This is a genomic window from Mangrovicella endophytica (assembly GCF_002893625.1).
GTDB classification, from domain to species: Bacteria; Pseudomonadota; Alphaproteobacteria; order Rhizobiales; family Rhizobiaceae; genus Mangrovicella; species Mangrovicella endophytica.
In genome coordinates, this window is the sequence record NZ_PKMZ01000003.1 from 138,138 (window position 1) to 147,530 (window position 9,393).

The 9,393-nt window shown below is 62.5% G+C and carries 10 protein-coding genes; all 10 read right to left on the reverse strand.

From position 1 onward, the window contains the following. Positions 1-16: 16 nt before the first annotated feature. The 10 genes from C0R46_RS09535 to C0R46_RS09580 all read right to left on the reverse strand — a co-directional run bounded on the left by C0R46_RS09535 (position 17) and on the right by C0R46_RS09580 (position 9,392). On the reverse strand, positions 17-1,399 hold the full coding sequence (locus C0R46_RS09535; protein WP_102959394.1) for a twin-arginine translocation pathway signal: 1,383 nt from the start codon (positions 1,397-1,399) through the stop codon (positions 17-19). Positions 1,400-1,458: 59 nt separating this feature from the next. Then, on the reverse strand, positions 1,459-2,076 hold the full coding sequence (locus C0R46_RS09540) for a ribonuclease D (RefSeq protein WP_102959395.1): 618 nt from the start codon (positions 2,074-2,076) through the stop codon (positions 1,459-1,461). 144 nt (positions 2,077-2,220) lie between these two features. Further along, a complete protein-coding gene (locus C0R46_RS09545; RefSeq protein ID WP_102959396.1) occupies positions 2,221-2,619 on the reverse strand; it encodes a type II toxin-antitoxin system VapC family toxin in 399 nt (132 codons plus the stop codon). Then, positions 2,619-2,843, reverse strand: coding sequence for a type II toxin-antitoxin system VapB family antitoxin (locus C0R46_RS09550; RefSeq protein WP_102959397.1), 225 nt, complete (start codon positions 2,841-2,843; stop codon positions 2,619-2,621). Before C0R46_RS09550 ends, C0R46_RS09545 begins: the two co-directional genes overlap by 1 nt. Before the next feature lie 402 nt (positions 2,844-3,245). Further along, positions 3,246-3,572, reverse strand: coding sequence for a DUF1236 domain-containing protein (locus C0R46_RS09555; protein WP_102959398.1), 327 nt, complete (start codon positions 3,570-3,572; stop codon positions 3,246-3,248). Positions 3,573-3,738: 166 nt separating this feature from the next. Continuing rightward, positions 3,739-4,206 (reverse strand): hypothetical protein, encoded by a 468-nt coding sequence (locus tag C0R46_RS09560; protein WP_102959399.1) that lies wholly within the window; start codon positions 4,204-4,206, stop codon positions 3,739-3,741. 621 nt (positions 4,207-4,827) lie between these two features. Next, positions 4,828-6,144, reverse strand: a complete 1,317-nt coding sequence (locus C0R46_RS09565) for a protein NO VEIN domain-containing protein (protein WP_102959400.1) — start codon at positions 6,142-6,144, stop codon at positions 4,828-4,830. Next, positions 6,141-7,331: a DNA cytosine methyltransferase gene (locus tag C0R46_RS09570; protein ID WP_245413505.1), complete on the reverse strand. Its 1,191-nt coding sequence runs from the start codon at positions 7,329-7,331 to the stop codon at positions 6,141-6,143. The genes C0R46_RS09565 and C0R46_RS09570 overlap by 4 nt, the downstream gene beginning before the upstream one ends. A gap of 5 nt (positions 7,332-7,336) precedes the next feature. After that, entirely contained in the window at positions 7,337-8,965 is a 1,629-nt protein-coding gene (locus C0R46_RS09575; RefSeq protein WP_102959402.1) for an N-6 DNA methylase, read from the reverse strand. Then, positions 8,958-9,392, reverse strand: coding sequence for a hypothetical protein (locus C0R46_RS09580; RefSeq protein WP_157944610.1), 435 nt, complete (start codon positions 9,390-9,392; stop codon positions 8,958-8,960). The genes C0R46_RS09575 and C0R46_RS09580 overlap by 8 nt, the downstream gene beginning before the upstream one ends. Position 9,393: the final 1 nt, after the last annotated feature.

The following is a 9,393-nucleotide window of genomic DNA, read 5'->3' on the forward strand; positions in this document are numbered from 1 at the left end:
GGGTTGCGGGGTCGCCTCAGTCGGTGAACTCGATCCAGGCGACGTCGGCCGGATCCTGCGGCGTCGTCTGCGCCGCGATCGCCTCCAGCGCGAAGTTGGCTTCCACACTTCGCGCCGGTCCCGGCACGGCAACGGCGGAGATCCAGACCGAGGGCGCGGGGTCGCCTGCGGGGCGCCCTGCCAGCGGCTGCCCGTCGACAAGCGCAGTGTCGTCGACGCCGAAATAGCCAAGCGGCCGCATAATTCCGACTGTCTCGCCGGCGAGCACCGCGCCATTCACCGTAGCGGCCGCCGCCGGGAAGAGGCGGAGGTCGACAACCCGCGATGAGCGGGGGAAGGGCGAGCGATAGATCCGCGTGAGCGGGTAGCCGGCGGCGGTGACCACGAATTCGTAGGTCTGCCCCGGCAGCGCGGTGAACGGACCCCATTCGCCGTTCGGGCCGGCCTTCTCGTCCAGCACCGGCTTGCCGATGCGCTCGCCTGTCAGCGGATCGACGGCATGGATGGTCAGCTGCGCACCGGGGAGCCCGAGATTGGTCGGCGCGCCGTTCTCCCATCCGGTGATGGCGCCGCTGAGCACGGGCTGGTCTTCCGGCAGCAGCGCGACCTTGCCGGGCGGCGTGCCGGTCACAGCCTTGTAGATGGCGATGAAGGCTTCGAGCGAGGTTGCGGTCTCGCGGCCATCGGCGCCGGGCAAGACCACCGTCTCCGCACCCTTCAGCTCCTGCCCGTCGAAGGAAAGGCCGGTCGCCGCCCCGGGGCGGCCGGCGAAACGCCCGTCCGGCTGCGCATAGAGATCGGCAGCGTCGGAGCGGATCACCGTCACGGGGATGCCGGCTGGAACTTCCGGCGGTGCGTTCAGCGCGGTGAGGAAGGCGCCGGCACCGTTGTATTCCGAGCCGAGCCTGTCCGCGGGATCGACGAAGAGGCCTTTGTGGGTGCAGCCGGCCAGCACCATGCGCGCGACCTTCGCAGCGCCGCCGCCGTTGCGCACGTAGTTGCGCGCCGTCTGGCAGCCGCGGCCGCTCGCCACGATCACCGCCTTGGCGCCCGGCGCACTGACTGCCAGCGCATCGTCGACCGCGGTCCGCACCGCATCGGCGGCCTCGGCGGTCGAGGAGCGGTTTACCTCCTCGACCGCATCGTCCGTGCGGGCAACGGGGTGCGGGATGGCGACGGAGAACAGCCGGTCACTGGGATAGCCGTTCACCTCGAAGCGCCAGATCTGCGTCATCCAGAAGCCGCGCCCGTCGCCATCACCCGGCACGAAGACGATCGGTGCGGTCGTGTCGCTCGCCGCGGCTACCGGCTGCGTCGGCGCCGCATGGGCGCCGATGCTGAAGGTGAGCCCAAGGGCGCTCGCCAGCCCGATCAGGCAGATCCCGGCCCGCTTCTTCATCGCCTCACATCCGCTTTCCGAAAGCCTCGGGTCTGCAGCGCTGTCGTTGCCTGTGACGCTCAGACCGAGTGGGAGAAGATGTCCTCTTCGCCCCAGCCGAGAAGGTCGAGCCGCACGCGGGTCGGCAGATAGGCAAAGGACGCCTTGGCGAGATCCATGCGGTCCTCGCGATCGAGCCGCTTGTAGAGAACGCCCATGATGTCGTGCAGGTAGAGGACGTCGGAGGCGGCATATTCGAGCTGCGCCGGGGTCAGCGTCTCCGCCGCCCAGTCGGAGGACTGCTGCTGCTTGGAGAGATCGACGCCGATCAGCTCGCGGGCGAGGTCCTTCAGCCCGTGGCGGTCGGTATAGGTGCGGGTCAGCCGCGAGGCGATCTTGGTGCAGAAGATGCCGTCCGTCATGACGCCGAAGGCATGGTAGAGCGCCGCGACGTCGAAGCGGGCATAGTGGAAGATCTTCGTCTTCGAGGCGTCGCGCAGGAGGGCTGCGATATTGGGCGCCTCCCGCTGGCCCTTGGATATCTGGACGATGTCGGCGGTGCCGTCGCCGGGCGAGAGCTGCACCACGCAGAGCCGGTCGCGCCGCGTGTCGAGGCCGAGCGTTTCGGTATCGATGGCAACCGGTCCGGTGTAGCGGGCAAGATCGGGCAGGTCGCCCTTGTGGACACGGATCGTCATCTCGGCAGGCCCTCTGTCTCCAGTCTCGGCGCAGTGCCGAGGCTTGCCCGGGAAAGAGCCTGATCAGCCCGTGGGGTCAAGGCCCAAGGTTTGGAGCGATTGCGGCCAAATGGCTCCGCCCTGTCATGTGGATGCGCAGCCCGATCAGGCGGTCTCCAGGTCGGTGCGGGCAAAGCCGCCGCCCTTGTGCAGCAGCGGCTGGCGATAATAACGCGCGCAGGCATAGGCGAAGCAGTCGGTCATGCTGAGATCGGCCGGATGCCCCTGGCCCTTGCCGAAGCGCCGGAAGGCCTCCAGCGCCAGCGGTGTGATCTGGGCGGGCAGCGACATCACCTTGACGCCGGCAAGCTCCAGGAACTCGTCCATCGCAGCCTCCGCCTCGCCCATCGGCAGCTTCAGCACCAGCGACACGGCGGCGGCAGCATGGCAGACCGCGAGCGGCGAGGTCAGCCGCGTCTTGGTGCGCTGCAGGCGGGATGCGAGGTTGCGCGCCTCGTCCTCGCTCGTCATCATGGCGATCAGCGCCGAGGCGTCGAGGAACATCAGCGCGGCCGGGTGGAACTGCCGGCTTCCGCCCGGGCCTGGGCCTTCTTGCGGAGGTCGCGGCAGAAGGCTGCGACGAGATCCGGCAGCAGCGGCTTTTCGCGTTCGCGGTCGAGCTCGGCCTGAAGCGCGGCGTGCACAGCTTCGGTGAGACCGGTCTTGCGCTTGGCGGCGAGTTCACGCGCCAGTGCGTCGGTCTCGGGGTTCTTGATATGGAAGGCCAAGGCATGCTCCAGCCGCAGCGGGCCGCTGAGGCTAGCCCGGATCGATCTGCAGTGTAGCCGGTAAAGCGCCGTCGTTCTAGACAGCTAGATCGCTATGGATAGACCGGGTGTACACCACTGGAACTCTGCTTCTAGACGGAGTGGACGTCGACGCTCCAACTCAGACTGGGCTGCTCTTAAAGCTCTGAAGACGATGGTGTCTTTCCCAGAGGTGACGAGCGCCTCTTGAGAGGTATGAGCTTTTTGCAAGGCTTCAGCGGCGCCTCCGGAGCTTTTGAAGCGCAGCCGCACACCGGCACAACCCGCACGACTGCCTTCGACCCGCCGCGCAAAAAGCAGAACGGCCGGCGGAGTGCGCCAGCCGTCTATCCTCACCTGAGGAAGAGTCTAGACCGTTAAGGCTCAGTCGTAGACTTCGATGACGTTGTGCGTCTTGGCGTCGACGATGACGCGCTGACCGTTGACCACGGCATAGGCATAACCGTCATTGTCGGGGATGACCTGATAGGTCACCGTGTCCGGCAGCACCTTGCCGACCACGACCGGGCCTTCCAGCGTGACGGACGGGACTTCCTGCTTGGTCACATAGGTGCGGACTTCTGCCGGAACCTCGACCACCGTGGTCGTGGTGGGGGCGGTTTCCTGGATCACCGTGGTGGTGGTGGTCTGCGCCAGGGCGGCGGGCGTGGCGAGGCCGATGGCGGCCACGGCGAGCAACAGACTGCGCATTGCGAACTCCTGTGTTGGTTGGCCGATCAACGCGAGGAGTAGCGATTTCGTTGCACCGCCACAGAATGCGAGTTTACAGGTACCGAGACTCATCCTGCAGTCCAACTGCGCCGGAGCCGTGGACCCCGGACCGTATTGACAACCATTGAGGCTAAGGCCGGGCAGTTCAGTCTCGGATGCTGAGAGGCTGGCCTATTACCGGTTTAAGCACTCTATCGAGATAGATCTCCTCGGAATGCCGCAGGCTAACCGGATGAACCTCGCCCAAGTAGCTCAATGAATGCTCTTCGGCTGTCTTGATCCAGACCGTGAGCAACCGGCCCCTCAGGTTCTTCCTTATCGTCTCCATGTCCTTGATTTCATTCGGACGGATCGGTCGGCGAACACTGTCAAGATCGAGCCACGACAGAGGAGTGCTCCATCGTTCGGCGAAGGTCCGTCCAGTCTGCCCGACGCGCAGGACGGCGCCCACGTCGTCCGCCATGACGTAGACGATCTTGGCCTGCTTTTCCGCAGCGTCTGTCAATTCGATCGCACGGAGTCCGCCCGGAACGATCTGCGCAACAGCTCCGAGAATGAAGCTATCCGGTAGGAGTACGGGACGATAGCGAACGTAATCCTGATGCTGGATCATCGGTTGCCTGGATTGTAGACTGGACGCAGGGTTGCCGTTAATTGCGGCAACCGATCCAGTCTGCTGACGTTGCCATGGACGCTGAGCAGCTCTCCACCTGCCGCAGGCCTTACATACGCCCAAGACGACGTAGGGCTCTCTGTCTATGACACTCGGATGTATCAGCGGGGCAGCCTTCACGGCACGACACCGCGTCGCTGCAGGCCAGCACTCATTATCGCGATGTCGCTGGAGTTTTGGCTTCCTGAACTAAAGGTCCAGGGAATTGGTGCCAGGAAAGGCGTCTCATCTATTTGGTAAGTGGTTGTTAATGTGGAGTTTCTTCTGAGAATAATTTGCAAAGTACCAACGGATATACCAACAAGTGAGTACGCTAGGAACGCTTCCCCCGCATCGCTCGCAAATACGTGGGCAGTTTCGATGGCCAGTCGCTCATAAGAACGAGAGCGCATTCTACAGTCTCTCGCCGTTTGTCATCGCCATCGCCAGAGTGCCGGCCGGCGTGAAAGTATCTCAGGGCGATGTGATCGGAGACGCGACGCTGCGGGCCAAGTAGATGGACGGCATCGTCGAGCACGTCGACACTACCGGCGGAGCTGGTCATCATAGTGTGACGGAACTCTAAGGCATCGGTGTAGTATGGTTACGCCACACCGAGCGAGGAAGCGTGTATTGAAAAACTAGTCGTTTCGTCATCTGTAGATGAGCGGGGTCCTCGACCCACTGGATCGTTGCAGGAAGTGATGGGTCGTAGTGTTCCACGATCGCCAGCACGAAATCATTTCTCACCGCCAGTGCCTGTTGGTATTCCAGATCGGTCAGCGTAGCGGTGCAGATGCCCACCGAACTTTTGACTTCGACCATCTTAACCTGACCGGCCTTGATAATCTTGAAGTCATATCCGACTTTCTTGCCGCTAACGTCGACTACCAACCACCCTGCCGTTTCCAAGGTTGTCCTCACAGCCTGCTGTGCGTTCCACCATCCGCTTGTCGCTGGCGGTGGTGGTGATGTGGTCAACCCGATCGAGCTATGGTGCGGTAAGGCCTTCGCCTTTTTTCCGGCAACCGTTTTCGGAGTTGGTGCCGGAGGGACACCAGGCAACGTCACTGCAGGAACCGCTACCGCGGGACCGGTTGATAGACGCGTCCACGTCACCCCTGCCGCGACCAGCGCCAGAGCCTGATGTGCAGCTGACCCTGGGTCATCGTCGAAATAGGCAGCAGCTTCCGCCGGAGTGAAACCGAAATCCGTCAGGAAATCGGGGACGTCCACATGATTTCGCCCAGCCGCCAGAATGCCGTCATAGTAGATCGCGATGATCAGGGGGGCTATCGGCAGCTTCACGCCGCTGGCTGGCCTGATTATTCCGGAATAGAAGGTCACGTCCTGGGGATCGTGGACCGTGTATTCGCCGGTGACTGGATCCTTCCGGAACATCTTGGGATTATCCTCACCACGATATACCGGCGGCTTCCCCTTGAATTGGCACCATGAATTCGCCAGTGTCTTGGTGCCCACCGGGCGCAGATGCGGACACTCCTTTCGTGAAGCGGCGACGAAACCCCGTGTCTGCATTTCTTGCACCGAAGCGTAGCAGACGAACCCCTTCTGTAGATTGAGATTGTTGCGCCAGATATTCGAGGGGACGGTCAGGATGCCGCCGGTGGTACCGGTGGGAACCTTGTGGTCATCATCGAAGATGATCGCGATCTTATCAGGCGTGCTCCGATTCGGCTTGCTGTATAGATCATCGAGCAGCTGCTGCAGCTGCCTGGAGTCGATACCGATAGCCGAGCCGACCATCGGAATCTGATTTCCATAGTGCTTGCAGGCGAGGAATATCTGCGCGGCGCGTCCGCGGAAGCCACTGCCGCCTGCAGCTTCGAGAATCTCAAGCGCCTTGTCGTAAACTGCTTTGGAATTGATCGGGATCATGCCGCCAACTTCGTGCTGGAACCGCGTGCCTTAGCGAGATAGCTGACTGGCGTTATCTCCCCACGCATCAGCGCCTGGTATGACGATGCAGGTCTTTTCGCATATTCTAGATCAGATCCGTCCTGGCCCGCGGTCAAACGAGGCAGATCCCCAATGGCCTCGTCGACGGTAACGACCGGCTCCGCATCGAGAAGCCCTCCGGCCGAGAGCGAACACCATTCGAGAGGCTTCCGTGGCGGCGCCATGCCTCCCCGTCGAACACCGACGATCACCACCCTAACGCGTCTTTGGGGAACGCCGAACTCGGCGGCGTTCATCTTCCAAACCTGGGCGTCGTATCCAGCCTTCTCGAATCCGGCGAGAATGCGCTGAAGGAATGCACCGCCCGACATGCTGAGCAGCCCAAGGACGTTCTCAAATACGAAAACGTCGGGCTTCATGCGATCCAGGAGGATGGAATAGCGTGCATGAAGATGATTACGCGCATCATCTTCTGACCGCTTCTTGCCGCCAGTCGAGAACCCCTGACAGGGAGGACCGCCAACGAGAGCGAGAGGCCTGACGCGGTCCCGGCCTTCCGTCGCCGCCACCAGATGCTCGATCACCAGGTCGTCATTCATGTCGCCGACGATCGCAAGCGGGGCTACGTTCTGGTTGAATGCGTGCACCGCGAACTTGTCAAAATCCGTAGCCGCGAGGGTCTTCCACCCCTGCCACTTGAAGCCGAGGGACAGGCCACCGCAACCGGCAAACACGTCTACCATGTCGCCGGCCGTGCCGAGCGTCTCGGCAACCTGCATAGCCAGCAGCGGCGGGACTGCGTTGCCGATCTGCTGGCAGACGGCACGCTGCGATCCATTGAAGACAAAGCTGTCGGGGAAGGATTGCAATCGTGCCGCTTCGCGGTGCGATATGGTTCTATCCTGGGATGCATCCGGATGCATGAAGCACCCGTTGCCGGGTCGGGTGTAGTAGGTTCCGATCGTGTAGCTCGGAGCATCGGGACGCAGGCGACCGTAATAGGTCGATCGCGATCCCTTGCCCGCCGCATAGCTCTCCCTGATCTGCGCCAGGCGAGCAGAAGGCACGCTAACGGGAATGTCCTGCCAATTGCCGCCAGGCGGCACGGAGCGGGCGAATTGAAGGTCGAGCTCACTCAGCGTGGCGCTTTGATGATTGGAGATCATGGGCCTTACTCGGTCCAGGCCGCGACGCTGGTCAATGCCTCGCGCTCCCATTCTTCTAGTTTGGGGAAGTCGTCCAGCAGACGCGCCATATCATCGCGATCCAGCCCATATGCCTTGGCCACGGAGATTTCGAGGCGACGTTCGGCGGGCACGCCACCACCATGCATTGCACCACGTGCCAGCGACGACAGGCTCTTGATCAGACTCGCGTCAAGGGTGGGTATGCGAGCCTGTCGCACCACTCCTAGCGACATGTGCCCGGTCCTGAGCCGCTCACGGACCTGCGCTTCGACGACAAACGACGACAGCAGCGCATGAAGCGCCAGGGTGCGGTCAGGATCACCATCCCGGTAGCACGCCACGTGCAGGGAATTGCCCGCCACCCATCCCGCTGGAATGACGGTTCCGATCATACGGCGCTTCGACGTGGCACGGGCGACGTCGCGCCAGACGGCACGCGGCCTGGCAGCAGAATGGAAGCCACCGCACAGTGCAGGCCGAACGGACATCGTCGGCTCGTCGACGATGCCGTGTCGCGCGATCATACGGCCCTTGATGAACGGGTGACTGGAACCAGCGACCAGCTTTTCAGAAATGCGGGTTTCGTCGAGTTCACGACCGAGCCAGAGGTCCGTTGCCCCTTCGCCTTCGAGCGACTGAAGCGTCGACATCCCAACGAACAGGTCGGCTAGCTCGTGGACGCCTGCAGGACGGCCCGTCGGAATCGTCCAGCCGCGAGCCTCCATGGCCGGCGCCTTGAGCATGATCGTTTGTTCACCCGCTGGAAGACGATTGGCATCGAAGCAACGGATGCGTCCGCTCGCCGAAACGCGACCGCCAACCCGCATCGTCAGCGCGACGACCGATTGGTCCACCCGATCGAACAGACGAGCCTCGGACGGATACGCTGCGGCGTCGACGAGCGTACCAGAACTGAATGCCTTGCGACGCATGGGGACGGAGGACTGGTCGCCCATGATGGTGGCTGGAAGGATCACACCGACAACGCCCCCCTTCCGCGCGATGGACATGCACAAGTCCCAGCCACATCGGGCGAGATTCGTGCCCCAACCGCCCCAGGCTCCATCCGCACGTGCGTCGGGGAAGCGATTGTCGAGCACCCGGGAGGCAGCACGCAGATCCGTTTTATATCGCTCCGCGTCCTTGAGCGTGAGGTGCTTGATCTCGCGACTATCGGGCTTCAGCAACTCCCATGGGGGATTCGTGATGACGAAGTCGAATCGCGGCGACAGGTCGCTTGCGAACGTATCGCCCACGATCACGACCGTCTCCACGTCCATGCCCAGACGAAGTGCAGCAGCGCGTACATGATCGCCGGCGGTCTTTGCAGCAGCCGCTTCACGATCACGCAGCTCTATAACCCAGGGCAGCTTCGCAAGCTTAGAGTTCCGCGCGGCCACCGACAGCAGGGCCATCACCAGACGACCATCGCCACAGAATGGATCGGTTGCAACGACCTTGGTCAGCCCGGTCGTCTTCAGCGCGGAAACCATCTGCTCCGCGATGTCATCTGCCAACTGGGCAGGCGTGTAAAAGCGTCCGGCAACCCTCTCTGTGAGGGTCTTGCCATTGTAGGCGTGCTCGCCGGCAGTGTGGCTCGCAAGATCAAGCATGGGCGCTGGCCGTCCGCAGCGCTTGCGCGCCCACGAAAAAATGGATCATCGACATCACCGTCCCTCTTTCGGCTGCGATTTTCTCGGGCTTGATGTAGCCGCCGAACCAGCCTCCATTGATCTCGACCTCCCCTTCCAGCGTAATATCGTCAATGCAGTGCTTCAGGCCGTCACCGAATTTCTGCTGGAGCAGGAAGGCCGTCCTATAGTGAATTCCGATGTCCTTCATCAGCGTGCTGGTTGCGTTGCCCTTCGACCTAAGGATGGAGGTGCGCAGCGCCTTGAGCAGGGTCGGCAACGGCAGCTTGGTATGGTGGAAGCCCGATCCGCTGGTGAGGGGGCGAAGCGGCACGGAAAGTCGGTGATTATAGACGAATTCCTTACCCCTAAATTCAGTTCGGTCACGCCGCCCCCGATCGCCCGTCATT